The organism is Streptomyces sp. QH1-20, assembly GCF_041283565.1.
Taxonomy (GTDB): Bacteria; Actinomycetota; Actinomycetes; order Streptomycetales; family Streptomycetaceae; genus Streptomyces; species Streptomyces syringius.
Genome location: NZ_CP166299.1, coordinates 4,373,120 through 4,396,745 on the forward strand (window position 1 = coordinate 4,373,120; position 23,626 = coordinate 4,396,745).

The 23,626-nt window shown below is 69.6% G+C and carries 29 protein-coding genes; 3 read left to right on the forward strand and 26 right to left on the reverse strand.

Translation table 11 applies throughout. The features are described 5' to 3' along the window. Positions 1 to 80 precede the first annotated feature (80 nt). On the forward strand, positions 81 to 1,103 hold the full coding sequence (locus AB8O64_RS19775; RefSeq protein WP_370420353.1) for a hypothetical protein: 1,023 nt from the start codon (positions 81 to 83) through the stop codon (positions 1,101 to 1,103). Here AB8O64_RS19775 and AB8O64_RS19780 read toward each other — a convergent pair. The 15 genes from AB8O64_RS19780 to AB8O64_RS19850 form a co-directional block, all read right to left on the reverse strand. Then, a complete protein-coding gene (locus AB8O64_RS19780; RefSeq protein ID WP_370420355.1) occupies positions 1,100 to 2,572 on the reverse strand; it encodes a phage portal protein in 1,473 nt (490 codons plus the stop codon). The genes AB8O64_RS19775 and AB8O64_RS19780 overlap by 4 nt on opposite strands. Beyond that, positions 2,559 to 2,996: an HNH endonuclease signature motif containing protein gene (locus AB8O64_RS19785; protein ID WP_370420357.1), complete on the reverse strand. Its 438-nt coding sequence runs from the start codon at positions 2,994 to 2,996 to the stop codon at positions 2,559 to 2,561. The genes AB8O64_RS19780 and AB8O64_RS19785 overlap by 14 nt, the downstream gene beginning before the upstream one ends. Positions 2,997 to 3,069: 73 nt before the next feature. Beyond that, entirely contained in the window at positions 3,070 to 4,302 is a 1,233-nt protein-coding gene (locus AB8O64_RS19790) for a PBSX family phage terminase large subunit (RefSeq protein ID WP_370420358.1), read from the reverse strand. Further along, on the reverse strand, positions 4,302 to 4,748 hold the full coding sequence (locus AB8O64_RS19795; protein ID WP_370420359.1) for a helix-turn-helix domain-containing protein: 447 nt from the start codon (positions 4,746 to 4,748) through the stop codon (positions 4,302 to 4,304). The genes AB8O64_RS19790 and AB8O64_RS19795 overlap by 1 nt, the downstream gene beginning before the upstream one ends. A gap of 70 nt (positions 4,749 to 4,818) precedes the next feature. Further along, positions 4,819 to 5,685, reverse strand: coding sequence for a hypothetical protein (locus AB8O64_RS19800; protein WP_370420361.1), 867 nt, complete (start codon positions 5,683 to 5,685; stop codon positions 4,819 to 4,821). Next, on the reverse strand, positions 5,682 to 6,620 hold the full coding sequence (locus AB8O64_RS19805) for a class I SAM-dependent methyltransferase (RefSeq protein ID WP_370420362.1): 939 nt from the start codon (positions 6,618 to 6,620) through the stop codon (positions 5,682 to 5,684). The genes AB8O64_RS19800 and AB8O64_RS19805 overlap by 4 nt, the downstream gene beginning before the upstream one ends. 226 nt (positions 6,621 to 6,846) lie before the next feature. After that, a complete protein-coding gene (locus AB8O64_RS19810; protein WP_370420364.1) occupies positions 6,847 to 7,056 on the reverse strand; it encodes a hypothetical protein in 210 nt (69 codons plus the stop codon). A 92-nt stretch (positions 7,057 to 7,148) separates the two neighbouring features. Beyond that, positions 7,149 to 7,523 carry a hypothetical protein gene (locus tag AB8O64_RS19815; RefSeq protein WP_370420366.1) on the reverse strand — a complete coding sequence of 125 codons (375 nt, stop codon included), beginning with the start codon at positions 7,521 to 7,523 and terminating at the stop codon, positions 7,149 to 7,151. Positions 7,524 to 7,641: 118 nt separating this feature from the next. After that, entirely contained in the window at positions 7,642 to 8,418 is a 777-nt protein-coding gene (locus AB8O64_RS19820) for a hypothetical protein (RefSeq protein ID WP_370420368.1), read from the reverse strand. Further along, positions 8,415 to 8,834, reverse strand: a complete 420-nt coding sequence (locus AB8O64_RS19825; protein WP_370420369.1) for a hypothetical protein — start codon at positions 8,832 to 8,834, stop codon at positions 8,415 to 8,417. The genes AB8O64_RS19820 and AB8O64_RS19825 overlap by 4 nt, the downstream gene beginning before the upstream one ends. Continuing rightward, complete coding sequence (locus AB8O64_RS19830; RefSeq protein ID WP_370420370.1) at positions 8,831 to 9,070, reverse strand: hypothetical protein; 240 nt, start codon at positions 9,068 to 9,070, stop codon at positions 8,831 to 8,833. Before AB8O64_RS19830 ends, AB8O64_RS19825 begins: the two co-directional genes overlap by 4 nt. 238 nt (positions 9,071 to 9,308) lie before the next feature. Continuing rightward, entirely contained in the window at positions 9,309 to 10,124 is an 816-nt protein-coding gene (locus AB8O64_RS19835; RefSeq protein ID WP_370420371.1) for a hypothetical protein, read from the reverse strand. After that, positions 10,121 to 10,357 carry a hypothetical protein gene (locus tag AB8O64_RS19840; RefSeq protein ID WP_370420373.1) on the reverse strand — a complete coding sequence of 79 codons (237 nt, stop codon included), beginning with the start codon at positions 10,355 to 10,357 and terminating at the stop codon, positions 10,121 to 10,123. The genes AB8O64_RS19835 and AB8O64_RS19840 overlap by 4 nt, the downstream gene beginning before the upstream one ends. Before the next feature lie 750 nt (positions 10,358 to 11,107). Continuing rightward, positions 11,108 to 11,278 (reverse strand): hypothetical protein, encoded by a 171-nt coding sequence (locus AB8O64_RS19845; protein WP_370420375.1) that lies wholly within the window; start codon positions 11,276 to 11,278, stop codon positions 11,108 to 11,110. A 104-nt stretch (positions 11,279 to 11,382) separates the two neighbouring features. Then, positions 11,383 to 11,541, reverse strand: coding sequence for a hypothetical protein (locus tag AB8O64_RS19850; protein ID WP_370420376.1), 159 nt, complete (start codon positions 11,539 to 11,541; stop codon positions 11,383 to 11,385). Positions 11,542 to 11,732: 191 nt separating this feature from the next. Here AB8O64_RS19850 and AB8O64_RS19855 point away from each other — a divergent pair, with 191 nt between their 5' ends. Beyond that, the gene (locus tag AB8O64_RS19855) at positions 11,733 to 12,164 is read left to right on the forward strand and encodes a hypothetical protein (protein WP_370420378.1); all 432 of its coding nucleotides are present in this window, start codon (positions 11,733 to 11,735) and stop codon (positions 12,162 to 12,164) included. A gap of 41 nt (positions 12,165 to 12,205) precedes the next feature. Here the strand turns inward: AB8O64_RS19855 and AB8O64_RS19860 are convergent, their stop codons facing one another. The 5 genes from AB8O64_RS19860 to AB8O64_RS19880 all read right to left on the reverse strand — a co-directional run bounded on the left by AB8O64_RS19860 (position 12,206) and on the right by AB8O64_RS19880 (position 16,931). Beyond that, positions 12,206 to 13,183 (reverse strand): LuxR C-terminal-related transcriptional regulator, encoded by a 978-nt coding sequence (locus AB8O64_RS19860; protein ID WP_370420379.1) that lies wholly within the window; start codon positions 13,181 to 13,183, stop codon positions 12,206 to 12,208. Positions 13,184 to 14,408: 1,225 nt separating this feature from the next. Beyond that, positions 14,409 to 14,891, reverse strand: a complete 483-nt coding sequence (locus tag AB8O64_RS19865) for a hypothetical protein (RefSeq protein WP_370420381.1) — start codon at positions 14,889 to 14,891, stop codon at positions 14,409 to 14,411. Next, a complete protein-coding gene (locus AB8O64_RS19870) occupies positions 14,888 to 15,541 on the reverse strand; it encodes a hypothetical protein (RefSeq protein ID WP_370420382.1) in 654 nt (217 codons plus the stop codon). The genes AB8O64_RS19865 and AB8O64_RS19870 overlap by 4 nt, the downstream gene beginning before the upstream one ends. Positions 15,542 to 16,269: 728 nt before the next feature. Then, positions 16,270 to 16,662 carry a type II toxin-antitoxin system VapC family toxin gene (locus AB8O64_RS19875; RefSeq protein ID WP_370420383.1) on the reverse strand — a complete coding sequence of 131 codons (393 nt, stop codon included), beginning with the start codon at positions 16,660 to 16,662 and terminating at the stop codon, positions 16,270 to 16,272. Then, positions 16,659 to 16,931, reverse strand: a complete 273-nt coding sequence (locus tag AB8O64_RS19880) for a hypothetical protein (protein ID WP_370420385.1) — start codon at positions 16,929 to 16,931, stop codon at positions 16,659 to 16,661. The genes AB8O64_RS19875 and AB8O64_RS19880 overlap by 4 nt, the downstream gene beginning before the upstream one ends. A gap of 102 nt (positions 16,932 to 17,033) precedes the next feature. Here AB8O64_RS19880 and AB8O64_RS19885 point away from each other — a divergent pair, with 102 nt between their 5' ends. After that, positions 17,034 to 17,987, forward strand: a complete 954-nt coding sequence (locus AB8O64_RS19885) for a D-2-hydroxyacid dehydrogenase family protein (protein WP_370420387.1) — start codon at positions 17,034 to 17,036, stop codon at positions 17,985 to 17,987. Between the two features lie 16 nt (positions 17,988 to 18,003). On the opposite strand, the gene fabG is transcribed toward AB8O64_RS19885, so the two are convergent. From fabG to AB8O64_RS19915, 6 genes are all read right to left on the reverse strand, one after another. Next, positions 18,004 to 18,720: a 3-oxoacyl-ACP reductase FabG gene (gene fabG, locus AB8O64_RS19890; protein ID WP_370420388.1), complete on the reverse strand. Its 717-nt coding sequence runs from the start codon at positions 18,718 to 18,720 to the stop codon at positions 18,004 to 18,006. Positions 18,721 to 18,750: 30 nt separating this feature from the next. Beyond that, positions 18,751 to 19,803 (reverse strand): diiron oxygenase, encoded by a 1,053-nt coding sequence (locus tag AB8O64_RS19895; RefSeq protein WP_370420390.1) that lies wholly within the window; start codon positions 19,801 to 19,803, stop codon positions 18,751 to 18,753. Between the two features lie 23 nt (positions 19,804 to 19,826). After that, complete coding sequence (locus tag AB8O64_RS19900; RefSeq protein WP_370420392.1) at positions 19,827 to 21,281, reverse strand: DHA2 family efflux MFS transporter permease subunit; 1,455 nt, start codon at positions 21,279 to 21,281, stop codon at positions 19,827 to 19,829. A 61-nt stretch (positions 21,282 to 21,342) separates the two neighbouring features. Continuing rightward, entirely contained in the window at positions 21,343 to 21,972 is a 630-nt protein-coding gene (locus tag AB8O64_RS19905; RefSeq protein ID WP_370420394.1) for a hypothetical protein, read from the reverse strand. Further along, positions 21,969 to 22,520 carry a hypothetical protein gene (locus AB8O64_RS19910; protein WP_370420396.1) on the reverse strand — a complete coding sequence of 184 codons (552 nt, stop codon included), beginning with the start codon at positions 22,518 to 22,520 and terminating at the stop codon, positions 21,969 to 21,971. Before AB8O64_RS19910 ends, AB8O64_RS19905 begins: the two co-directional genes overlap by 4 nt. Then, entirely contained in the window at positions 22,517 to 23,617 is a 1,101-nt protein-coding gene (locus AB8O64_RS19915) for a beta-ketoacyl synthase (protein ID WP_370420398.1), read from the reverse strand. Before AB8O64_RS19915 ends, AB8O64_RS19910 begins: the two co-directional genes overlap by 4 nt. Between the last annotated feature and the right edge of the window lie 9 nt (positions 23,618 to 23,626).

Genomic DNA, 23,626 nt, shown 5'->3' on the forward strand with positions numbered 1-23,626 from the left:
AGCACTTGCGGACATGCGGGCGTGTCATCCCCCAGCCTTGGACGGCACGGGTTGTCAGTGGGCGTCGGTACCGTTGGCCCATGACCCCTGTGCAGATCAAGCCCGGCGACGTGAAGACGCGTGCGGAGCTGAAAGAGATCTTTGGCGGCGGCTTGCAGGGCGGGATCATCCCGTCACGCACGACCGACAACATCCTCTTGTACACCGACCACGAGAGCGCCAAGGACTTTGGCTATCAGGACGGTTGGCTTGCCGAGGAAGACCAGTCGGGGCCGATCTTTGAGTACACCGGGCAGGGGACGCTCGGCGACCAGACGCTCAGCGGTAACAACGGTTCCTTGCTCCGCCACGTAGAAGAGGGACGCGCGCTGCGGCTGTTCATCGCGGTCGGGTACGTCGACGGCGGCACGTCCGGCGCCCGGACGCACCGGTACGTCGGAGAGTTCACGCTCGACCAGGACGAGCCCTTTGTCATGAGGCAGGTGCTCGACTCGGTCAAGGAAATGCGGTGGGTCTACGTCTTCCGACTGCGGCCCGTGGCCGGGGTCGAGCAGGCTCCCGAGGACTTCGTTCCGGTCGCCGATGAAACGATCACCACCAAGGTGCCCGCGATGCCGATCAACGATCCGGCGCTCGCTGCACTTGAGCTCAAGCCGGCCAAGGTGACATCGAGTGAGGCCATCAAGCCGGAGGCGAACAGCGGAAAGAAGATCACGCGTAAGCCGACCGAGGCTGTCGAGGTCAAGCGGCGCGAAGCAGAGCTGAGCGACCGATTCCTCGCCTTCCTCACGGGACAGGGCCACAGCGTCGAGCGCGTCAAGATCCGAGTAGAGGGGCTGAACTCCACCTTCTTCACGGACCTGTTCGACGCGACCGACAACGTGTTGTACGAGATCAAGGGCAACATCAGCCGGAACGCCATCCGTATGGCGATAGGGCAACTCATCGACTACGGCCGGCACATCAACCCCAAGCCGGAACACCTCGTCGTGCTGCTTCCTGAGAAGCCCGATCACGACCTGTGCGCCCTGGTCGAGGCCGGCGGCATGGCACTCGTTTACGAGGACGGCGACAAGTTCAGCGGGTGGCCGGTCAGCAGCTAGACGAGCTGCCCCGTCTGCATGGGATCGGGCACTGCGGCACCGGTCTCGGCGAGGATGCGGTCGACCTCTTCGCGCACGGCTGTCTCGTCCCACTCGGGATGCAGTCGCCGCACTTTGGTGTCGGTGCTGATCGCCTCAGCCTGAGAGAGCAGGACGAGCGTCTGCGCGACGGAGGACGGTTCCTCGCTCACGGCCGTGCCGAACTCGACCCGGGGCCGCTCCGGGGCCAAATTGGGGGTGAACAGGCGCCGGTCGAGCATGAGCAGGACGTGCAGCATGTCGGGCAGCGCCGGCAGCCAATACCGGGCCTTCTTCTTCCGTGTGGTCATGCTCCGGCGCTCGCGGGCGTTGATCTCGGTTGCGGTGACGGCGGCCGAGTCGCCCAGCCCGAACGACTGGACGCTGTAGCCGGCGCTGCGCACCGCCTGCTGAACGATGGCGTCGGTCGTGCGCGTGTGCTCCTCGACCCGGATCGCGAACTGGGAGAGTGTGATGCCGGCCCCGTTCTCCGTCGGCGGGATGTTCAGGGACTGCCAGATCTCCCGGTCGGCATCGAAGCTGGCCCCACGGCCGGGGCCGTGATCACGCAGATAGCCATCCGGGACGATCAGCCGCGCACGGCCGAGCCTGATATCCCGCATCCATGAGGTCCACGCCTCGTCGAGCGCGTCCATGAGGTCATACAGAGGGGCGCCGTAGTCGGAGCGCCCGAGCGAGGAACCGCGGTGGCGCCGGTTGGGCCCGACGTTGGGGATGTACGCGGCGGTGAGTGCCGGGATTCCGGTTTCGATCGTGTCGCCCTGGGGGCCGAGTGAATCGGCGAGGGCGGTGACCTCGGGGTGCTCGGTGAGCGGCACGCGGGTTCCGAGCCGGTCCGGCGTGCCCTGGTAGAGGCCGTGCAGGACGTGCCCCGGTTCGTGCCGTTCGAGGTGACGCCACACGGTCGCGGTGTCCGAGGCGAGCTCGTGCCAGAACGTGACGCCGGTGAGAACGCCCCATCGGAAGTCGGGCACGGCGGCGTCGGCGTGCACGGTGGTGAGCAGTGGGCGCGGCGCCAGAGAGGCATCCCACGTCACCCGCAGGTAGACACCACCCAGGGCCGAGGCGACCTCGGCCGCTTCCAGCAGCGTTTTCGCCAAACCGGCCTCGACGAGCTCGTCGAGCCGGTCCTGCGTGGCGGTGTCCTCGACGGTGAACACCGGAGGCTCGGTGAAAAGCAGGTCCGCGCTCGTGGTGGCGATGTCGCCAGCGAGAGGGATGTGCATGCGGCCGTCGCGTCGGCCGGGCCGCTGGTCACGGTGGCGCCCCCACAGACGGCGCCGGCCGTCCTCGCGGTGCGGCTGGTCCCGGTAAACGGCGGCGAGCCGCTCGTGATCACCGGAGTACCAGGCGTCATCAATGCGCATCTCGCGATGGAGCGGGGCGAGCTGCGGCGGCGGCCACGGGGCGTTGCCGTCAGGCAGAGGCACAGTTCACCCCCTTTCTGCGGCGAGTGCGCTCCCGCGCGACCGTCCGGCAGCGTCGGCACTTGCGGGTGCCGTTGCCCGCTATATACGTGTTCGCGGCGTCGAACCGATGGCCCCGCAGACACTCGGTCTGCCGCGCGCGGGCCGCGGCGTGCGACTCGCCCCGGAGCACGTTGATCCGCTGCGTGACGCATTCCAAGTGGGAGGGGTTCACACACCCCCGGTTGCGGCACAGGTGGTCGATCACGAGCCCGTCGGGGATCGGGGCGACGAAAGCCTCGAACGCAACGCGGTGCGCGTACTGCCGCTGGCCGTCGATGGTGATGCGGGCGTATCCATTGGGCATGAGGTAGCCGGTCCACTGCCAGCAGCCGGCCGGGGTGTCGGTGACCCGGGCGAGGAATCGGTCGACCCACGCAGCACGCACGCGCACCACCCCCTCGGCCTGGCAAGGCCCCGGGGCGCCTGACAGCAGCCGGCCGGGGCAGAGGCGGAAGGGGCTAGGCGGCAACGGCGAGCAGGTGACGCCACTCGTTCGCGGTGGAGTGCACGGCGTACCGCAGAGCGTCGACGCTGTGATCGTTCGCCTTGATCGGTCGGTCCTCGCCCCGGGCGGCGGCCTCTTCTGACCATGCGTAGCCGGGCAGCTCGTCGAGCAGCCCCTCGCACGAGCTGTGGACGTACAGCAGGCCGGCGTCGAGCGCGTTCGACACGGACCTGATGCCGTCCAGCACGGAGTTGTCGGCACGGGCAACGCCGGGGTGACCATCGGCCCAGAGCTGCGCCGAGTAGCTCGCCGCGCTCGGGTCGACGAACGTCCACTCGGCCTCGACCCTGAGCTCGTCGAGCCACCCGCGCACAGCCGCGCTGTACTGGGCATCCGTCATCTGCCGGTGCCGGGCACGCGAGTCATAGCGCCACTCCGCGCACGCGTACAGACGGTCGTCGTCGCCGAGGCCGAGCAACACTGCGGCGAAAGGATTCGTCGTGCCGTAGTCGATGCCCACCCAGTAGCGGCGCATCACGGGCAGCTCGTCGACGACGTGCTGCACGTGGTCGTACATGTCGTAGATGGCGCCCTCGGCCACGACCCATTCACCGAGGATCATCCGCCGGCGCCACAGGCCGGTGTACTCGGCGGACAGCGCGGCGACGTACGCCCCAGACAGCGCGGGGTTGTCGGAGAGCTTGAAGTGCCAGTGTGCGAGGTCGAGTTCGTTGGCGCGGTCGAGGTAGCCGACCTTGACCCAGTGCCTCGGCGAGTCCGGGTTCGTCGTCCCGAGCAGCCGCGCGCCGGGAACGCTCAGGCGCGCGAGAAGCTGCACGAAGAACGCTTCGGGCAGCAGGGTGACCTCGTCGACGTACGCGAGCGCGGCCGTCAGCCCTCGCAGACGGCCCTCGGCCCGCGCGTCACTCGCGCCGATCAGGTGGACAACGCGCCCGAGAATCGTCGCCGTGGTTGCCCCGCGGGTATGCCGGACCTCGGCGGCGACATCGCCGAACAGTGCGGAATCTTGGAGGGGTTCGACGATGTTCCGCTCGATCGTCTGCAAGCTGCGCCCGCAGATGACGATCAGGCCCGAAGCCGGTGCGCGGCGCACAGCCAGAAGGAATGCCAGCAGGGAAGCGATCGTCTTCCCGCTGCGGACGGAGCCGTGCCACAGGTTGATACGGGCAGTCGCCTGCCGGATCGACCCGAGCTGTTTCTCAGAGAGAGGCAGGGGCGCGGTCATCACACCCCCTCGCCGTCACCTCCAGCCGACCCGAGCAGGGCATCGGCGAGGCGGTCGAGCATCGAACCGCCCGTGCTGCCGGCGCCGCCCTGACGAGCGAGCTCGGCGACTCGGGCGTGCACCTCAGTCAGGGCGCGGGCGGCAGTGGCGTGATCGCGGGCATCGCGTGCCGACTCGGCACCGCCGACCCGCTCGACCTGCCGCAGGGCACCGTCGAGGGACTCGTCGGCGAGCAGCACACGCCGCGCGGCTGCATCAGCCCGTCGCGACTCGGTCGCCGCGGCGACACGGGCGCCCCCGCTGAACGCCAGCCCCTCCTGGGCGGCGATCTTGCTTACGGTCGATGCGCTGCGCCCGATCGTCCGGGCGATTGCGTTGCGGCTCTTCCCGCCGGCGTGCAGCCGTCGAACCTGTTCGCGGTCCCCTTCGCGGATCGGCTCGGCCACGGCGTCACCTCCTGGCGGTCATGCAGACCTCCGCGAGGGGAAGCGCCGGGGCGAGCGCGCTGTGCCCCCGTCACGATCGCCTTTGACTACGCACCTGCCTCGGGCCCGGCGCTGGCAGTGAAGGGCACGGAGGTTCTGTCAGTGCCGAAGCGCGTACGCCCACCGTCCACAGCAGGTCACCGGGCCGGAGGTAGGGCAGCGCCTTTGCCTCGTAATGCGGGTCGAGGGACAGTGCGCCAAGCTTGTTCGGCACCGTACTTGCGTACGGTGACGGGCTGGTCACCAACGTGGCACGGGCCTGCCAATCCGGGGCGTAGCGGTCGAGATGGGGTGCGGCGTCGCCGCCGACACGAACGCCGAGGACGGGCAGCGTAAGGCCGGCGGTCGTGAGTCCGCGCAGGACCGCGGCGAGGGTGATCCCGGATCCGACCGGAACGACAATGCGCTCGATGCCACGCGACGGCAGGTGTACCGCTTGCTCGGCCACCTGGGCTAGGTAGGTGGGGTGTTCCATGGCGAACGGCACGCATGCCCAGCCCAGTTGCTCAAGCTCCGCGGCGTTCGCGCGGTACCGGGCGCGTATCACGGACATGCGGGCCGGGCGGTACCGAATCAGTACAGCGCCAGCGGCTGCTGCCAAGGCGGTCTCGGCGGTGTCGCTGCCGTGCCCCGTGTGGAGGCGGGCCGGGATGCCAAGGTGGCGGGCAACTAGGGCGGCGCGTTCGAGCTGGGGACTGATGCGAGCGCCTGCGCTGATGATGCCGGCGCTGTCAGCCGCCACAGTGAAAAGGGCCCTTGCCTTCGCGCCGGAGGCACCACCGCGGCACCATGCATCGTCCCGCTTGACGAGTACTCCGTCGTGCTCCTCCACCGGCGTCACAGCCGGCACGAAGTTCGGGGTGGCCAGTGCTCGTGTGAGTAGGTCGGACCCGTTCATGAGGACTGGCGTTCAGCAAGGTGCGCGGTAGCGCGCTTCGGATCACCCTTGACGAAGGTCAGCACGTACTGATGATGGCGCCCCATCTTCCGGCTTGCGCGCCACTGCTGGCCGAGCCGCAGAGGCACGGTGCCCAGGGTGTTCATCAGTACGGCGTCGTTGTAGTGGCGGGCGCCGGCGTCCTCATGGGCCGCAATGGTCAAGGAGATCAGGTTGCGCAGGGCACCGGTGGAGTTGCGGACCTCACCGACGACCCAGGTAGCAAAGCGGTCCTCAGCCAGGCAGCGCACCGACTCGGCGGTGATCTCGCGATAGACGGCAGCGAACTCCTTCCACCGCATCGCGGACAGGTCCGCGGGGTGATCGGAGTAGCGCTCCAGGTTGTGGTACGGCGGACAGGTGAACACATAGTCGTAGCTCGCCGACGGAAGCTCGGGCAGGACATCGGCCGCATCACCGAGTATCCACCGCGGCTGGGCTGCAAGCAGGTCACGCTCCCGCCACACGGCGGCCTGCTCCTCGTTGGCATCCACCTGCACCGGCGAAAGGTCAATGCCGGTGTACCGGTATCCGCCGTTGCCCGCGACGAGGCCGCGAACACTACCGCCGGCGAAGGGATCGAGGATTGCGCCACCGTCGGGGCAGTACCACTCGTACGAAACTTCGGACAGGACCGGATCGAAGGTGGACAGCCCACCGTTGATCGAGGCCATATGCGTTTTGCCGAACTCAGAGCCCTCACGCGCGTACGTCGTGACGTGCTCGCGGCCGGCTTGGCTGGACATGCCGAGGTCGTTCCACGCCCGGCGGCGCTCGCGCCACGGGCCGAGGTCGGTTCGAAGAATGGAAAACGGATGGATGCCTGGCAGCGGTCCAAGGGTCGCCGGGACGGCGGCGCCATCGTCGGGGAAGAGGGCCAGGGGGCTGGTCGGCATGCGTCACCTCCCGGCGGACATAAAGAAGCCCCACCATGCGGTGCCATGGCGGGGCTGCGAAGTTGATGGATGAATCCGGGCACGCCGGAAGCGCCTCCAACTCTAGATCACGAATCGGTAACGGCGCAAGAGGGGATTGCAGGCGATGTGCGTAGGGTGTGCGGCGGGCGCTCGGGGGTCTCTTCCCCGGCGGCCGGGCCCCGGCGGTGTGAGGCCGCCGGGGCGCTCACTTCTCCGCTGCGTCCGATCGATGCTCGCGCAAGATCTGGTAAACGCGACCCTCGGTCAGCTGCAGATCGCGAGCCATCTCCGCCGCGGACCGGTTGGCGCGGGCGTCCGTGATGATGCGCCCGAGCTGCGCCTCAAGCAGCTTGACCTCACGACGGATGCGGACGGCGTCTTCATAGGTCAGCAGCAGCGGCTCGGCGTCACCCATTGCGGCATCTTCCATCCCGGTAAGGCGGGCCGGCCAGAGTGGACTCCGGCCGACCCGCTGATGATCAGTACGCCGGGCGTTCAGCCGGCGCGTCAGGCTTCACGGTAGTTAAGGCGCCGGCGTCGGCGGCAAACGACCGCCGCCCAGGGGGCGGACAGTTCCGTGATCGGTTCGGCCGTGGTGCCAAGGCTCGCCGAAATGGGACCCGCGGGGGTATCGCTGGGGATGGCCGGCCGCATGTCCGCGCCGTCGGCCTTCTGCGCCGGGTGGCCGTGGTCGCGATCGGCCGGGCGGGGGTCTGCGGGCTCGCAGTCGGGGCAGGCCGTGAGGGTGCCGACCATGAGGCCGAAGGTTGCCGCGTCCGCGTCGGTGTCGTACGGCGCCTCCATGCCGCAATGGGTGCTCGTTTTCCCGCGGTCCTGGCGGTGAAGCTCGGTGCTTTCCGTGGTGGTTGTGGCGTAGCGCATGGGGTCTCTTCCCGTCGCTGGCGAATGCCGGGTGAGGGCCGGCCCTGCAATCGATGCAGTAATGATTACTGTAACGATTACAGGGTTGGGCTGCGAGGGGAGAGCGGCTCCAACTTCACTAAGCCGCTGGACAGTTCAATGCCCTGCGCTTCTCGGCTGCGTCGAGTGCGGCAACGAGACCGGGGAGGTCCGCCCACCTCCACATCCGCCGGCCGTGCTCGTCGAAGGTGGCAGGGGCCGTGCACGACGGTCCGGTCGAGCAGGTCACCGTGGGCGTCTGAGCGGGTCCGGTGTGCAGGGTCAGTTCGCCCTCGCACCACGGGCACGGCCGGTCGGACACCGGGGTGGTGCGCGCGTCGAGGCCCAGCGTGCGCAGCAGCCGCCCCTCGCATGCCCGGACGCCGCGCCGGGCCTCGTGCAGGAGGTGCGGGGGCAGGACGTCGAACGGGGCCGGGGCGAGGGCCCCGTCGGCGAGCTGCTCGGGCTCGGTGTCCTCGTCGAGCAGACGGCCCTCGATCCACACGCACGCCCAGTGCAGGCCGTGCGTCCTGCTGCCGGGCGAGGTGGGGCTGCGGTAGTCCCACCGGCGTGGGTCACCGGGGGCGGCATGCTGGACGGCGCCGGCGAGGGTGTCCGCGAGGTCGAACATCTGCCGCTCGATGTCGAGGCCGGCGTCGAGCGCGGTCACGTTGAGCGGGGCGGGGTGCTCACGCAGGACGAGCGGGGACCGGTCCTCGACAAGCAGCTCGTCGTCGACGCGCATGGTGTGGGCGAGCTGCCGCGGGGGCCATGCGTCGGTGGGCGGGGTCTCGATCGCGAGCAGCAGCTCGGCCCAGTGTTCACGGATGGTGCGCAGGGCGGCGACGGTCTCGTGCACGGCGGCGGAGTAGGTCATCGGTGGTGCTCCTGCTCGGGAGTGAGGCCGGCGGCGCGGGCGCGGTACGCGCACGTGGGGCAGGGGCGCCCGAGGGTGTATCCGGCACCGCAGATGCGGCAGGACTGGACGGGCATGAGGGCGAGCGGTTCGCGGTCGGCGAGTGCCTGCTCGGCACGGCGGGCGTCGGCCTCGGCCTCGACGATGGCTTGCTCGGCCGCCTCGACCCGGTTCTGCAAGCGGCGCACGGCGGCGGACTGCCCGCCGAGGCTGCGCCGTGCCTGATCGCCGTCGGCTATCTCGGTGTCGACCATGGCGCGCAGCAGCTCTGCCTCGGCGGGCAGCAGCCGCTCGGCGCGGGACAGCAGAACGGCGAGGATCTCGCGGCGGCGGGCACGGGCGAGCTCACGGTCGACGGCGCGGGCGCGGCGGCTCACTGGAACCCCACCACCCGGGCACGCGGCTCGTCGACCTTGTTCCCGGGCAGGAGGTAGGACACGACGAGCGCGGTGCCGTCGATGCGCAGCTCGGCGTCGCTCTCGGGGCGGCGATCGGCGAGCAGCTCGCCCCGCACGGTGTCGAGCAACTCGGCTACGGCGTTGAGCGGCGCGGGCAGGGGCAGGGCACGCTCGGCGCGGGTCTGGGTTACGTGGCGACGGGGCGGGACGGTCACGGGGTCTCTCCGTTCTTCCGGGTACGGCGGGCAAGCAGGTGATCGAGGAAGCGCCGAGCGCGCCGGGTCTCCCGCGCGCGAGGCGCGACCGGTCGCGCGGGGGGCGTGGTGGTGATGTGCCAGCCCTCGGCGGCGAGGCGGTCAGCGAGTGCTGCGGTCGTGTGGGTGGCACGGTGGGGGAGCACACCCAGCTCGTCCGTGAGGTGGGCGGCGATGACAGCGCGAGCGGCGGGCGGGATCACCGGTGGCCTCCGGTGGTATGGCGGGCGCGGGTCTCGCGCGGGGCGGGTGGCTGGCACATGAGGCGGGCGAGGCGTATCTGCGCCTCTTCCTGCTCCTCCGGTGTGCGGCCGGGCTGGGCGATCAGGGCTTCGAGGCGCGACGGGTGGACGCCGCTCAGTGCACGTCGGCCTTTCCCGCGGGGGCGATAACCGCCGCGGCACGCCTGTTTGACGTCAGCGCGGCAGTAGGGGCACTGAACGCTGAGCGGGTCCGGGACTCCCTCGGCGACGAGGGCCTCGCGATGTGCACGGGCCGGCCGGTAGTCGGCGAGTTCACGCGCGATATGCGGGGGCATGTACTGCCGCGCACCGTGCCCCACGCAGGACGTGAGGGCGGAGAGACGTTTCTGCCCGGGGCGGTTGATCTCGGCGCGGTACTGCGCGGGCGGTGTGCGCCCGTGGGCGACGGCGGCGCGCGCGCCGAGCAGTTCCTCGCGCCATGCCGCCGGGTTGTCCGGGTCGGCGGTCGGCAGGGGGTCGGTGTGGCGGTTCATGAGCTCGGCCCGGTGGGGTGCCCATGCTGCGATGACGTCGTGCGGCTCGACGGCGCGGAACTGCGCGCTACGGTCGCCGGCGCGCTGCTCGTAATAGCGCCGCACGGCGTGCGAGGCGTCCCAACCGGTGTCGGGCAGGGTGGCGGGCACTTCGGCGAGGGCGGTCGTCCAATCCGCGATAGTGCGGGCGGACTGCTGCGTGTCGGCGAGGGCCCGGCGTACGCGGGAGTCGAGGCGGCCGGCGTAGGCGAGTAGGGCGGCGATGTGTTCGTCGATCACGGGGTGCCTTCCTTCTGGGAGCGCAGCAGCGCGAGGCCAGCGGCGAGGTTGTCGGTATAGGTGGCGGGGCTCGGGGAGCGCAGCGGCACGACGTTCGTGCTGGGGCGGGCGGACGGGGCGCGGTCGAGGTCGCCCCACACGCGGAGCCAGTAGCGGGCGGGTTTGGCGTCGGTGCCCAGGGTGGTACGGCGGGCGGCGAGCTCGACGAGAGCCTCGACGCCGTGCTGCTGCACCAGGCGGTAGACGTCGCGCTGCTCACTGAGGCCGAGACTCCAGCGGACTGCGACACCGGCGGCGGCGAGCGCGTCGCCGAGCGCGTGCAGCTCGGGTATGAGCGCCGAGCGAGTCGCGCGCGGCTGCTGCTGTGCTTCCTGTTCTCTCTCGTTCTTCCTGTTCTGGGGGCCGGATTCCGATCCCCCTGGGGCCGGATTCCGGCCCCCCTCCGGGCCGATATCCAGCCCCCTGGGGCCGGTTTCCGACCCGGGCCGGAAACCAGTCCGGGCCGATATCCGGCCCCCTCCGTACGGGTATGACCGACGGCGAGCGGCAGGCAGTACACCGTTTCGCCTGCGGGTCCGGTGACCTTCTCGACGACTACGAGCTCGCCCGAGTCGAGCAGCGCGTCGACCGCGGCCCGCACGGTTGAGCGGGCGGCTCGGGTGCGCTGCATGAGCATCGCGGTACCGGCGTAGGCGGTGCAGTCGGCCCCGGCCTTGTCAGCGATGGCGAGCAGTACCGTCAGAGCGGTGCCCCGGGCGGCGGACTGGGTCCATACCCAATCCGTGGCGTCGAGGCTCAACGGACGCCGAGGTACAGCGCCAGAGGCGACGTGCACCTGCTCATCCCGAGAATGCCGGCAGTGCCTGAACCACCAACCCCTGCGCGGCGGGCGGCGAGCCACTGCTTGCGGTCGAGGCCCGGCGGGGCGACGACCACCCCGGTCGGGGTCACGAGCGCCGGGTGCGCCGTTGGCAGGGTCATGACTAAGCCCCGACGTACCGGGCGTAGACGCGGAACTCGACGACTCCGCCCTCGGTGACCGTGCGAGCCACGGCCTCGTACGACCCGGCCGGCTCGTACGCGGGTAACCGGGCGCTGCGGATCGCCTGCGCGGCCGACGTGGCGCGGGGCAGGGACGTCGACCTCTGCACCACGCCCCACATGGTTGGGTGCGCTCGCAATACGCCGGCTATTCGGACGTGCTTGGTGTGGCGCCGCTGAGGCGGCGGACCAACGAAATCGACATCCACGTGACTCCTCATGCCGCACGCCGTTCGGCGAGATCGACGCGAGATCGATGGATGCGGGGAGCCAACCGCCTTGCGACCAGGGTCACTTGTTCGTCGATTGGCAGCGGCCACTCGGTGTGCTGCTCACCACCTGCGTGGAAGTCGTTGTCGCTGTCGTCGCGGTTCATTCCCTCCCCCTTCGCTGTATGTGTACTGAAACAGGTGCACCCCAGACCGCAGGCGGTGTGTCCGAGATGCACGTTTCTGTTTCGGAACAGCGATCACGCTAGATCCCGTAGGTGTGCACGTCAACGGGCATTTGCGGGGCAAGTGCGGGGTAGGCGAGGGGAATGACTGCTGATTGAATGAGACTCTGTATGTGTTTCTGACCGAGAACGGAGATGAGATGTGGGATTCGGAGTCAGGCACTCCGCTTGCCGACATGGTCCGCGACGCCGCGGACGCTCAGTCCTATAGGCAGTTGGCGGACCGAGCCGTCGACCCGCGCACCGGCTACCGGGCGTCGCACTCCACGCTCTGGAAAATCGGCCACGGAGAGCAGGTCAAAATCTCACCCCAACTCGTGCGCGCCGTAGCAGCCGCAGTCGGCCTACCCGCGCGTGATGCGCAGGTGGCGGCAGCGCAGCAGTACATCGGCCTAATGGCCGGCGACCCCATCGGCGCCAGCACCGCCGAAGCCACAGTCGTCATGGCCCATGTGCCGGGCCTGACTGCTGGAGACATGCCGCGAGTGCAGGACCTGCTCACCAAATGGGCTGCGGGAGAGAGGGGGGCAGAGAAGGGTCAGTAGGGCGTCCTCGTGCGGCGGGCGCAGAGATGCTGCGCCCAGGACTAACTGAGCTTCCGTTCCTCTGAGGTCGCCCACCAGTAGATGACCTGATGGAGCGTCCGCAGTTCCAGTCGGTTGCGCAGATCGGCCAGATGCGCAGTGATGGTGCGGACGCTGACCCCCAGGCGTGTCGCGATCTGCGCCTGATCCCGGCCGGCGCACAGGTCGCGCAGGATGGTTCGCTGAACTTCGGTCGTCACCGTGTCGCCCGTGGGCGCATCAAGCCACTCGTCCGCGCGCGTCCAATACTGATCGAATACTTCACCGATGAACCCGCACAAAGCGTGATCCCTTACGAGCCATGCCCCCTGCTGTGCGTCGCGTCCGTCGGCGTAGTCCTGGATGACTGCGCTGGATCTGTCCACCAGGACAAAGCGGAGAAAAGGGGAGGCGAGTGTGCGGACCCGCGCACCGCGCGCGGTCATCATCTGTGCCCACTCTCGCGTAGCGGGATTCGCCCGCGCGCTCGCGTGGTACAGGGTGCGCATGGCTACCCCGCGCTCAAGCGCCGCCATGTCACGATCAACGCTTTTCGACAGCAACGTCCGACTGCGGGGCCCCGGCTGTGATGTCAGCAGCTCGCTCTCGGCCCTGACGATGGCTTGCGCGATCCGCTCATTGACGAGGTCCACGTGATCAAGGAACTCGGATGCCGCCCCGCCTCGCGCTTTGCCGTGACGGCGCAGCTCGGCGGATAGCTCGTCGAACAGAGCCGGTATGCCTGACATGTGGGCGAGGGCCTGCTCGATCTGCCCTTCGGCGCGGGAACGCAGGAGGGTCTCGGCCCGCCGCAGGTCCGTGATCACGTAGGCGCCCGGCTCTCCCGGATCGGGAGTGATCAGCCCGAGGTCCAGCAGTAAACCAAGGCCGGCGGTGCCCTCGGGCACACGCTCGCACTTGATGATCCGCTGGTACACCTCCCGAGCCTCCACCGGCAGCACCGGTGCGGGCTCGGACGATGGGCTGTACTCCCCAGCCATACGTGGCTCCTTGCGTCCCTTGATCCTTCGTGTCTTAGAACTGCGTATTTACGAACCGGGCGGTCGCTTGATCTTGACTCTCGGAGCAAGCAGGGTAACGGGTAGTGAACAGCTTTCGTACACACATGCGATACGCGCATGTCTCAGAGAGGGGCAGATTGTGGCCAAGGTTCGGAATGTCCGGCGAAATGTAGCTGCCCTCCTGATCGCCGCGGGCATCGTCACCGGGCTCTCGACCACCGCCATATCCACTGATCAGACCCCCACGCGCGCAAATCAGGCCGACTCCACATGGGGCTACATCCCGCCCACGCCGACCCTTGCCAGCGCGACGACCGCCGTCGACCCGTCAACCCCTCCTGTCCCGTCGACGGAGGAGACCGCCCGGTCGGTTCCCGTGCCGCTGGACTCCACGTGGAACTGACGACGCGTTCCACGGGTCTCCAGCAGGCAGAGGGGGCCCCGTGATCACAGTCACCCGCACTCGACTCGATGACGGAACCCCCGTCGTCCTGCGTGCAACCGCCGACGACCTCGACCTCGCGGTCGACGATCGACACATCACTAAGGTCGGCGCAACCGCCCTCGAAACGGCCTTGAACGGCCTCATTCCCCGAGGTGGCTCCACAGGCCCGCGGGCGCCCGGGGAGGACCCTGGCGGCAGTCAGGAGTGACAGGAGGGAAGGGGCGCACGTACGTATACGTGCGACCCTTCCCTCTGCTGAGGTTGGTCCCGCTCGGCATCCCGAGACGCTCGGCGCATCCGTTTGGTGTGGCCATTGTGTGGCCGGACTGCTCCGGAGCGGTCGGCACCGGCTGACACTTGGACAAGCAGGGAAGCACTCTGACCTGCATGTTCTGTCACTTGCCGGTACCGACCGGCACCCCACATCACGAACGCTCTTGAGCTCGTAATGCGTAGGTCTCGGGTTCGAATCCCGAAGGCGGCTCTGTGGAAGCCCCAGGACTCACTCGCCGTGACCTGGGGCTTTTGCTTGTCCGCGATCTTTGGGGCCGCCGCTCAGGCCGCCCCTGGCATTGCGCGAACCCCGGCCCGAGCTTCCCCGCGCGCCGCCGGGCTTGCTTTGCGGGCTTCCGTTTACCCTTCTCTTGACTTTCGCCTTCCTGCCGCCCTGCGGGCTTCTGCGCATCAACGCTCGGGCCGGTAAGGCAGACGTGCCCAAGGAGCCCGATGCTCGGCGCAGGTGCTCCTGGGTGAAGGTGGTCACGAGTGAGCCGTCGTGATGGCGTCCAACGCGTCGGCCATCACGACGATCCCGTCGGCGAGCGTCCGGAGTTCCCTCGCCTTCACTCGGGCCTCGTCCGCGTTCAGGTCGGCGCCCTCCAGGCCGATGAGCGGCTTGGTGCCTGCGAGGTGCAGCAGGTGCGCGCAGATGAGTTCGTCACCGTTGGCAGCGGTGATGGTGTGCACGGCGCCGATGTGGTCGTCGTGGTCACCGCGCTCAGCGCACCACGGGTAGACGGAGCACGGTTCCGCGCTCTTGTTCGCCCTGGCCTTGGCTAGGACGTCCAGCACCAATGCGCCGACCTCGGCGGGGTTGCCGGTGTTGATGACGAGTTCGGCGATCTCGTCGAGCATGCGCACATAAGCGGTCGAAGAGGCGCCGCGGGCGACGGCTTCACTCCTGGCGTCCTTCAACTGTCTGAGTGCGCGGGTGACCTCGGGGCTGTGAGAGGTGGTCGTCATACCGGCACGTCCGCCCGCTCAGTGGTCATACGCGCCCTCATGGAGCGGAGGCCGTAGAGGAAGTCGGCGAAGTCTTCGATCACGTCGTCGAGCTCACCCGGGTCGAGGAGGACACCGTTGCCACCCGAGTTGATGGAGACAAGCGGATCACCGGAGCAGCCTTCATCAGCGCCGAGAACAGCGCGCAGTAGTTCGTTGTGTCCGACCTCCATGTCCTTGGGGACCGCCATCGTGATGCTGGGTCCGGTGTGCTCGATGTACGTATCGCCGTCGTCGTAATACTGGGTGACGCATTCGCCGGGCTTGCACCACGGGAAGTGGCCCGGCTCGGCGGCCAGGACCTCGTCGACCATGCGGGCTGCGTTGATGAGGGGCTTGAGCGACTGGTGCCGGTACACGCGGTCGACGATGGCCTCGAGGGAGTCGACGACGGAGATGAGGCTGTCGTTCCCCATGTCGCGGACGGCCTCGGCCCAGGTGCCTTGGACCATGCCCCGGATGAGCATTTCGCGGGCTTGGCCGATGGCCTCGGTCGGGAGGCCAGCCACGGTGAGGGCGCCGAGGACGGTGTCCGCCAGCCTGCCGAGGTTGCGCTGTTCCGTGACGGCAGGCGTCGTTGTTGGAGCCTCGTGCTGGACCGTGGTGTTCAAGAGCGTCTCCGAAGTTCCTTCGTGCTGGTGGATGAGGTGGCTTTCTCGACGTGCACTCGCAGCTAGACCCTGGAGCGTCGCCCGTTCTCCTTGGCGGGCGCTGCCGACTGGGCCCTCGGCAGCCGTGTCAACGATCTAGGTAGTGCGGGCCGTTGACACCGGCCTTGCTCACGTCGGGCCAGGCACCCGGCATGACGTTGGGCGGTAGAACTGCACCGGCGGTCAACGCACGTGCCTTAGTCTGTCGTGTTCCACAGTTGCCACTTCCTGGACCGATTGGCGGGGCGCCTGTTCGGAGACTCTGGGCGGAAGTTGGACTGTGTGACGAGAGTGGCTGTTCATGGCGGCATGCTTGCCCGCGCGGTGTCCTCGCTGATCCACTCGATCGCAGGGTTTGGCTACGGGAGCAGACCGCCCGGAGCTGTCCCAGCTGTGCCTATGAGCGCGTCAACGAATGCGTTTAGCCGAATGGTTGGGCCACCATCGTCGCGGCGGCGGTCTGGACGTTGAAGAGCCTCAGACGGAGTCGTCCAGCCCTGTAGTCCATGGCAGACGAGCTGGCGCATGCCTCTGGAGCGCCCGTTCCGCAGGAGAAGCGCACTCCAGCCGGTGGCATTTTCCGGCGAGAACTTCAGCGAAGGCGAGGAGCTTGCGTTGGGCTGGGCCCTCAAGCATGTGCGCTGCGGCCTTGGCGCCTTGATTGACCAGCTTGGTGGTGCTGATCACGATCAGACCTCGATGACGTGGACGCCCGGGCCGCACAGCATCAGGAGGTCCTCCGGGTCGGAGGTCAGCACGGTGACCGGGGTCGGCGAAGCCAGCGCGGTGGCCGCCACGATTGAGTCGAGTGCGTACTTGTGGCCGTGCAGGCCCGCCGCGGCGAGGAGTTTGCTCGCGTGCCGGGCGATGGCTTCTGTGGGCGGGATGATGGTCACGCGTGAGACGGCGTAGTCGAATTGCGCCTGGTTCACCCTCGGGTCGCGCGCTTCCACGAGCGTGACGGAGCTGATGACTACGCGAATGTCCTCTGCCTCGGCTGCGGACAGCCACTCGGAGAGTTCGGGGGAGCGCTGTACGAGCTTGGACAGCCCTTCGCAGTCGAGGACGAGCGTGCCGCTCACGCGGCGTCTGCCGAGTTGCGTGCTTCACCGCGCAGGATGGCCCGCTTCGCCTCGACCGCGGCCGGGTCGACCGGGCCGTGCTCCGCTTCGGCGGCCTCGATCAGCTCGCGCAGTCGGTCGCGCTCCAGTTGGCGCTGGATGAGGGCTTCGACGTACGCGGACATGCCACGCCTGCCGGTGCGCTCCTTGAGGGCTGCGATGGTGCCCTCGTGGAGGGAGACGGACACCGGCCGGATGGGGCCTTCGCCGGGGACGGGGGTATCAGCCATGTGAGGAGTTTAACAAAGTTATTGTTATTCGGCGGCGTCAGAATGATCTCCGGGCCCATACGCGGCGCCGACGTCGGATCGTTCGAACAGGGGATCTTCGTTATGCGTATCGCCGTCATCGACGACTACAACAGCGCCGCCGCCGCTCTTCCCTGCTGGGAGGGGCTGCCCGACGGGGCTGACGTGCGGTTCTTCTCCGATCATCTCGACGAGCCGGCCGCCGTGGTCGAGCGGCTCGCGGACTACGACGCCGTGGTGGCCATGCGCGAGCGGACGGCTTTCACCGCGGAGGTGCTTGCCCGGCTTCCGCGGTTGAAGCTGCTGGTGACCGCCGGGATGCACAATGCCGCGATCGATCTTGACGCCGCCGCGCGGCACGGTGTTGTGGTGAGTGGGACGCGTATGACGCCGTTCCCGGCGGCCGAGCTGACCTGGGCGTTGATTCTGGAGCTGAGCCGTCGGGCCGGGGCGCAGGATGCCGGGTTGCGGAGCGGGAGTTGGCAGAGTGGGGTCGGGACCGCGCTCGCCGGGGGGACGCTCGGGGTGGTCGGGTTGGGGAAGCTCGGGACGCGGGTTGCCGCTGTGGGGGCCGCGTTCGGGATGGACGTTGTTGCCTGGAGTCCTCATATGACCGACGAGCGGGCGAAAGCCGTTGGGGTGCGGGCCGTCGGTAAGGAGGAGCTGTTCTCCTCTTCCGACGTCGTCAGCGTGCATCTGCGGCTGTCGGAGTCGACAACCGGGCTCGTCGCCGAGGACGATCTGCGGCGGATGCGGCGCACCGCGTTCCTGGTCAACACCTCTCGCGCGCAGATCGTCGACGAGGCCGCGTTGATCAAGGCCCTCGGCGAGGGCTGGATAGCCGGTGCGGGGCTCGATGTGTACGAGGAGGAGCCGCTCCCCGCCGGGCACCGGCTGCTCGATGCCCCCAACACCGTGCTGACCCCGCACATCGGCTATGTGACCGGCGACAACTTCACGCTCGTGTACGGCGATTCCGTCGAGGCCGTCAACGCCTATCTCGGCGGGTCGCCGGTCAGGGTGCTCACCGGGGAGTAGCGCAAGGGCGCGGTGCTCAGTGGCCCATCCCCAGCCCTCCGTCCACCGGGATCACCGCGCCCGCCACATACGCGGCCGCGTCGCTCGCCAGCCAGGTCACCGCGCCGCTGACCTCGTCGGCGGTGGCCGTGCGGCCGAGCGGGATCTGTGCGCGCTGTTCGGCGAGGTGGGCCTCGGAGAGGCCGGCGGTCATGTCCGTCTCGATGAGGCCGGGGGCCACCACGTTCGCGGCGATGTTGCGGGCGCCGTACTCGCGGGTGAGGGAGCGGGCCAGGCCCACCAGGCCCGCCTTGCTGGAGGCGTAGTTGGTCTGGCCCGCGCTGCCGAGGAGGCCCGCGACCGAGGAGATCAGGATGATGCGGCCGCCCCGCTGCCGCAGCATCTGGGGGACGGCGCGCTTCGAACAGCGCCAGGCGCCCGCGAGGTTGGTGTCGAGGACGCGCAGGAACTGTTCCTCCTTCATGCGGATCAGAAGGCCGTCCGCGGTCATCCCCGCGTTCGACACCAGCACTCCGACCGGGCCCAACTCCCGCTCCACCGTGGTGAACGCCTTGTCCACGGACGCCGTGTCGGTGACGTCGCACTCGACGCCGAACGTGCCCTCGGGGGTCTCACTGCCGCGGTGGGTGACCGCGACCCGGTCGCCCAGGGCCACGAAGGCCCGGGCTGTCGCCGCGCCGATGCCCCGGTTGCCGCCGGTGATCAGCACCGTGCGGGGTTCCCGCTGTTCCATGGGGTTCCTTTCGCTTTCGTTCCGCTCCCACTACGTCAGTGGTGCCGGCTCCGAATCCGTGATCGTCCGCGACCAGTCGAACTCCAGGTCGTCCTCCACGCCCAGCCGCTCCGCCAGGCCCCGCAGCCCGCTGTAGTCGTGGATCAGCGGCCGCTTGCCCGTGGCGTTCTCGATGTCGTGGAGCATCTCGTGGCCGCCCGGCAGGCCGGTCTGGTCCATGATCCGGTGCCAGGTGGCGAAGTCGTTGGCCACGAAGCCGTCCAGCCCCGCGACCAGGGAGTCCAGGAAGAACCGACGGCCCTTCTCGTCCAGATCGCCGTAGACCTGCTCGGCGAGGACGGTGGATATCGACGCGTGGCAGTACTCGTCGCGGTTGTGTATGCGGACGGTGGCGCTGTTGACCGGCTGTATCTCCGTGTCGTCCGCGATCAGGTTCAGATACGCGTTGATGGAGATCTCCGCGACCGTCGCGAAGCCCAGGGTGGTCAGCGAGCGCTGCCACTGCTCCGGCCAGGAGTCGCGCAACCGCGCGTGTTCGCGGGCGACGCGGGGCAGGGGCAGCGCGGCGTCCGGGAACGCCTCCCGGCGCCGACGACGGGTGACCGCGCTCGCGTTCATGTGCATGAGGGTGTGGTACTGCTCGTCGACCATCGCCTGGGCCACCGAGCGCTGCAGCTTCTCGCCGCCCAGGCTGGGGAACCAGCCGTCCAGGGCCAGTTGGAAGGCCGGGTTGACGACCTGGCCCTCCAGCAGCACCGTCGTGCGGTTGTAGGCGACCCACGCCCAGCTGAGCAGCCGGGAGCGCTCCTCGGGGTCCAGGGCCAGATACGTGGGGTGCTCGCGGAAGGGCAGTATGCGCTCGGGGTAGTCGAGCCTGTCGACGTCGAACAGCTCGTCCAGCTCGGGTTCCTCGCGCTTCACCGCCGCCCGGCGGTGCCAGTTGCCCGCCAGGCGGACGATGACCGCGTGCTCCGCCGGGTCGTTCTCGTCGTGATCCGGAACCCCGTCCGGGATGCCGTTCGGGATGCCTGCCGTCACACCGTCCGTGACACCGTCCGGCAGCTTCGGGTCGTCGCTCTTCATCTCGTCCACTCCTCCGTTGCGAATCAGTGCTCCGCTTCCCGCTTCGGGTCCGTCAGCCACAGCGCCGCCACGGCCGCCAGGGCCGCGAGGACCGTGCACATCACGAACACCTGCCGGAAGCCGTCGAGGGTCTTGCCGCTCTCGCCGCCCAGCACGGCCATGAGCGCCGCGAAGGCCGCCGTGCCCAGGGCCGCGCCCACTTGCCGCGCCGTCGTCGCCAGGCCCGCGCCCGCCGCGAACAGGCGGGGCGGCAGGGCGGTGGCCGAGGCGCTGGACAGGCCGGTCATCACCGCGCCGATGCCGACACCGCCGATCAGGGTGGCGGGCAGCCAGATCACCAGGAAGTCCGGCTTCGATTCCAGGCCGATCATCCAGATCCCGCACTGGACGGCGAACAGGATGCCGCCCACGACGACCGCCACCCGCTGGTGGGCGCGGGCGTAGCGGCCCGCCAGCACCGAGGCGATCACGGACATCACCGCGCCGGGCGCCAGCGCCAGCCCGGCCTCCACCTCCGAATAGCCCCAGATCTCGGTGGCGAACAGCGGCGCGGCCAGCAGCCAGCAGTACATCGAGCCGCCGAACAGCACGAACGCGATGTTGGCGACCCGGAACTTACGGCTGCGCCACAGCGAGATCTCCACGGCCGGCGCCGGGTGGCGGCGGGAGCGCTGGAGCGCCAGGGCCAACAGCACCGCACCGCCCAGCAGCGCCCCGAGGAACGCGGGCGAGGTCCAGCCCCAGCTGCTGCCCTCCGTCAGGGCGGCGACCACGCCGCCCACGCCGAGCGCCACCGCGAGGGTGCCGATCAGGTCGGGCATCCGGCCGGCCGGTCCCGTCCGGGGCGGCAGAATCCGGTACGACGCCACGACCAGCACCACACCCAGCGGCAAGTTGATCAGGAACACCGACGGCCAGCCGAAGCTGTCGACCAGCAGGCCGCCCAGCGGCGGGCCGACGGCCGCCGCGGCCGAGCTGCTGGCGCCCCACAGGCCGATGGCGCTCGACCGGCGCTCCGGCGGGCGCGAGGACAGCACCAGGCTCAGCGCGGACGGGATCATCCCGGCGGCCGAGATGCCCTGGAGCACCCGCATGCCGACCAGGAACTCCACGGTGGGCGCGATCGCGCACAGACCGGAGGCCAGGGTGAATCCGGCGACGGACCACAGGAACAGTGCCCGCCGCCCCATGACGTCGGCCAGCCGCCCGGCGGGCGCGAGGACGGCGGCGAAGACGACGGTGTAGCTGCTGACCACCCAGGAGAGCGCCGACAGGGAGGCGTCGGGGAAGCTCTTGTGCAGGCTGGGGAACGCGACGTAGGTGACCGAGACATCGAGGAACGCGACGAACGTCGCGCCGCACGCCATGAGCAGCGTCAGCCCGCCGCGCGCGTAGGCGGCGTCCTGTCCGGTGTCCGGTGGTGGGGCGGTGGTGGTCTCCGGGGGGACTAACTGGGCGGCGGCATCCGAACCGGACATGGAACTCTTGCAACCTTTCTTGACCTGTACCTCGCGTCCCGGCCCGGTGGGCCGGAACGCGTCAACTCGCCTGTTCTGCGGGAAGCTCCGCTGAAACCTGTGCTGCTACCTGCGTCGAGACGTCCGTCGACGTCTCGGTGTGCGCCTCTCTGCGGACCTCCGTGTGGAACCGGCACGCGCTGCCCCCGGTGCGCATGCATTCCACGGTGGTCTCCTCGACCTTCACCCCGAGGCCCTCGAACCAGCCGCCCCGCATGTCCAGGCAGGGGCATTCATAGCCGTCCAGGGAGCGGGCGGCCTTGAGCATCCGCAGCGCGAAGAACTCGGTGACGACCGTCTCCAGGCTCTCCTCGCCGATCTCCTGGACGTGGCTGCGCATCATCTGCTCGTTCATCATCGTGCCGGTCAGGCCCGCCACCGCCGCCGCCAGCTCGGCGGGCGAGGAGCCGTCCGGTACGCCGTGCGTCTTCGCGTACCAGGTGCCGACGCGACGGCCGACGAAACGCAGCGCCTCGGCGTTGATCTCGTTGGCGACCTCCTGTCCGAAGCGCTTCTTCACGCCCTGGTACCAGCGGGCGTCGTGCAGCCACCAGAACTGCCGCAGTGCCGCCGTCAGTTCGTTCTCGGAGAGGTCCGGGACGCTCTTGAGGCCCGGGGTCCTGTCCGGGGCCTCCTTGCCGTCGTCACTCACGCTTCCACCTCGTTGCCTGTGTCCGGTCCGACCAGCAGGGCCGTGGCCGTGTCGTGCGCGCCGTCCTCCGACGCCAGTTCCAGCAGCACGATCAGCGCGTCGTCGGCCGCGTCGTCCAGCAGGAGCAGGTCGGCCGTCGCCAGCGCCTCCTGTTCGGGGTCGCCCGCCGGGCTGAGGCACACCACGGGGCCCACCAGGCCCCAGCGCTTGGCCACGTAACCGATCACGGCGTTGGGCACCGACTGGAAGAACAGCAGCGGCTGGACGGACCGCCCGGCGTCCACGGCCTTGGCGACGGCCCGGTCGGTGGCGGTGTCACCGGCCTTGCTCACGACGAGTACGGCCGTGCGCCGCTCCCGTCCGGGCTGCGCGGGCGGCTCGCCGTAGGCGCGCCGGAGGCAGCGCTCGGCGGCCTCGGCGGCCAGCGGGGCGAACGACGACACCACGAACCCGGCCAGCTTCGGCGGCCCCTTGACCGGGTCGTCCCCGGCCTCCGGCCACTCGGCCCGGGACAGGACCGAGAGCCCTGCTGTCGACAGTTCCGTCATGCCGCCACCGCCCCGAGCACCAAGGCCGTGTTGGCCCCGCCGAAGGCGGCGTTGAGGGAGAGGACGGTACGGGGCGCCACCCGCTGGGGGGCGTCCAGCACCAGGTTCAGCTCACAGGCCGGGTCCGGCCCGAGGTAGCCCGCGTTCACGGGGACGGTTCCTTCCTGGAGCGTCAGCACGGACACCGCGAACTCGACGACCCCGGAGGCCTCCAGGGTGTGGCCGTGCAGCGACTTGGTGGAGCTGACCGGCACCTTCCGGGCCGTCTCGCCGAACGCCCGCAGGATCGCGGCCGTCTCGGCGGAGTCGTTGAGGGGGGTGCCGGTGCCGTGCGCGTTGATGTAGTCGATGCCGTCGGGGGGCAGCTCCGCGCGGCCGAGCGCCGCCCCGATGGCGGCGGCCATGCCGAGCCCCTCGGGGTGCGGCTGGCACACGTGGAACGCGTCCCCGGCCCGTCCCCAGCCCAGGAGCCCCGCGATCGGGGTGGCTCCCCGGGCGGCCGCCGCCTCGGCGGACTCCAGGACCACCGCGCCCAGGCCGTCGCCGAGCAGCAGCCCCTTGCGGTCCTGGCTGAACGAGCGCAGGTGCCCGTCCGCCGCCAGGGCCCGGCCGGCGTCGAAGAGCGCGTAGGCGTCGGCGTCGACGAAATAGCCCGCCGCCACCACGACCCGCTCCTCGCGTCCCGCCGAGATCAGGGCGGCGGCGTCCGCGATCGCGGTGCTCGCCGCGACACAGGCGTTGGTGTACGTACGGGTCGCGTCGCGCAGCCCGCACTGCTCGGCGATCTCGGTGCCGCTGGTGTGCTGCGCCTGGGCGTGGTGCTCGGGCAGCTCCAGCCTGGGCGGCGCCTGGTCGGCGTGCCGGGCGAAGAGCAGGGGCGTGCGGGCGGTCGTATCGGCCCCCAGACCGGCCTGGCCGATCGCCTGGGTGACCGCGTCGGTGATGCCGTCGATGAGGTTCGGGTCGCCGGGCAGGGTGGCGGCCCGGTCCACGCGCCGCTTGCTCACGTCGAAGCGGGTGACCGGCCCGAAGGCCGGCTGCCCGGCGGCGAGGCCCTGCCGCAGCGCTTCGAGACCGTGCCCGAAGGCCGTGGTCACGGAAAGCCC